Here is a 2,454-nt window from a genome sequence, read left to right as displayed (position 1 = left end):
GCCCCGGGCGGCCTCCTTGCGGGCGATCTGATCCAGCAGAACCTGACGCTGCTCGGGGCTGAGCTGTCCGGCGAGGCGGCGCACCACGAGCCGCTCCAGGCCGAGACGCACGTCGAAGGTGTCACGCGCCTCCTCCCAACTCGGCGTCGCCACGACGGCGATGCGATTGCGGCGGAGGTCGACCAGGCCTTCCCCGGCCAGCCGCAACAGGGCCTGCCGGGCGATGGTGCGGCTCACGCCGAACCGTTCGCCGAGGGCATCCTCGGGCAGGCGGTCACCGGGGGCCAGCGCCCGTTCCACGATGGCCCGGCGCAGGGCTTGGCAGATGGCGCCCACGCGATCGCCTTCGTCGGCCGCCTTCATCGATGCCGTCCGCGGCCGATCGCCGATACCTCTGCACATTGGTGCGTCATGGTCCATTCTCGGTCGCGAGACGCTTCGATGCGTTCGGAGACGTATCGCGGCAGGGTCTTTGCCGATGGAGACCTTCAGGTGCAACGGTCACGCCAGCGCCACCGGATCGGTGGCAGCGGGACCGCGGTGGGCTGCGCCGAACGCGGAGGGGATCCGGGCGGAACGGGGCGTCCGGCGCTCAGGTCCGATCCCGCAGGCGGCGCCCGCCCGCCGGCGGCCCGGATCGAGCCGCGGACGATCACGGAGCGGCAAGGGCGGGCCGATCGCACGTCGGGCGGGTCGGCGGCGAAGCCCAGGGCGTTCCGATACGTCCCCGGATATGCCCCCTCGGCACGCGCCATGTTCGACGAGCCTGACCGCCCATCCAGGTCCGCGCAACGACAGTCCGGGTCGCAACCGGCGAGGAGCCGCGGGAATGCCGCTCGGAGGCCCGAACATCGTCTGGAAGTCATCCGTCATCGGTCCAGCCGTCCCGGTGCCACCCGTGCGATCGGTCACACGATCGCGATAGATCGACCCGGCCGGAACTTTTTCGACATAAATTTCTATTTAATGGCTGGTCCTTTTCGTCCCTGTAATTTGATAACGGCCGATTTTTGCAGACGACGCCATAGCCGATATCTGGACCGTATCTTAAGGATCCCCGCATAAACACACGACGAGAAGGTCGCGGCGACGTATGTTCGCCGATTCAGCTCAGCCATTTAACCTGTGCGCAGATCCGCGAAGAGCCGGGACGGGTCTCCGCGCGGGCGGCACAGGCGGCTGGGCCGCAGGATGAAAAGCGCCGCAGCGACCAAGTCGCCACGACAGTCGGTGCGGTCATCGTCCTGCCGGCCCTTCACTTCATCGATGGCGACAACCATCAGACCGCCGAACTCACGCGCCGCAAGGGAGCGGTGAAGGCATTGGAGCAGGCCTCTGTCGAGAAGAGATGCGGTTTGGACTTCGAACCGCAGCCCCCGCGCCGGTAAGTCGACCCCGGCGCATCGTCATCGCGGGGCGCCCACCTCTATCCCAGCGCTTCGGAGACCGCAGGACAGGGTCGAGGCGCCGCCGGCCGGCGATCGGCCGCATCCGCGGCCCGCGACGCCGCCGCGAGATCCGATCCCGAAAGCTGCAATCGCAAAGTGGCCGTACCGTAGCGATCAGCTTTCGATCCGTCCGCGTACGTCGAGACGTACGCCAGGGGCCGTCGTGCCGGACCGCGGACGGACGGCGTGCGGCTGACCCTGGGCGACACCGGCGACGTGCGTCCGGGCGCCACCGCGCAGGTCTTCGCCGCATATCATCGCCGCAGGCCTCCAGGCTGCTTGGTCAGGCACGCCGACCAAACGCAGGCCGGCGCAATCCCGCGCGCCCCGGCCCGGAGGACAACCCGTAGACGACGATAGATCTTCCTGTTCGTCTTTGAGTAACATTTCTGCGGTATAGAACCGTTAAGGATGCCGAGATCGGGGCGCGCGCGAATTTCCAAGTGTTGCCGGCGAGCTACATCTTCCCGATCGCGCGCCTGATACGTCGAGATCAGCAGACGCTGCTAACGGAACCAACACGGACATGACCAAGATCCTGGCCTCTCTGGCTGCATTCACCGCTCTCACGGCCGCGGCGTCCGCCGCCGACCTGCCGCGCCGCGCTGCGCCGCCGCCGGTGTTCACGCCGGTGCCGGTGTTCACCTGGACCGGCTTCTACGTCGGTGTGAACGCCGGCTACGGCTTCGACGCCAACAGCCGCAACACCACCAGCTACGCCCTGCCGGGCGGCTCGCTGATCAACTCCCCCGGCACCTCGGGCGTCGTCAGCGTCAACAACCGCAACAACAACGACGGCTTCTCGGGCGGCGCCCAGATCGGCTACAACTACCAGTTCACGCCGGGCTCGGGCGTGGTGATCGGCTTCGAGGCCGAGCCCAGTAAGTCGACTTTCGCCGCCGCGGCCAACGCACCCAGAACTACAGCTTCTTGGGCTTCCCGGGCGTCGCTTCTCCAACCCGCCCGCCTTTGTTGCCACCAACGGCAACGGCCTCGACTAATTCGG

The 2,454-nt window shown here is 67.5% G+C and carries 1 protein-coding gene and 1 pseudogene; one reads left to right on the top strand and one right to left on the bottom strand.

The features are described from left to right. Nucleotides 1-363, bottom strand: a 363-nt coding sequence (locus I53_RS07780; protein ID WP_043348779.1) for a GntR family transcriptional regulator, incomplete at its 3' end; no start/stop codon positions are given. 1,611 nt (nt 364-1,974) lie between these two features. On the opposite strand from I53_RS07780, the pseudogene I53_RS07775 reads away from it, so the two are divergent. Then, nucleotides 1,975-2,454 (top strand): annotated as a pseudogene (locus I53_RS07775) (hypothetical protein); the annotation flags it as partial.

The organism is Methylobacterium sp. B1, assembly GCF_000333255.1.
GTDB lineage: Bacteria > Pseudomonadota > Alphaproteobacteria > Rhizobiales > Beijerinckiaceae > Methylobacterium > Methylobacterium fujisawaense.
The sequence above is the reverse complement of the archived record's forward strand: the minus strand, read 5'-3'. Positions and strand labels throughout refer to the sequence as shown.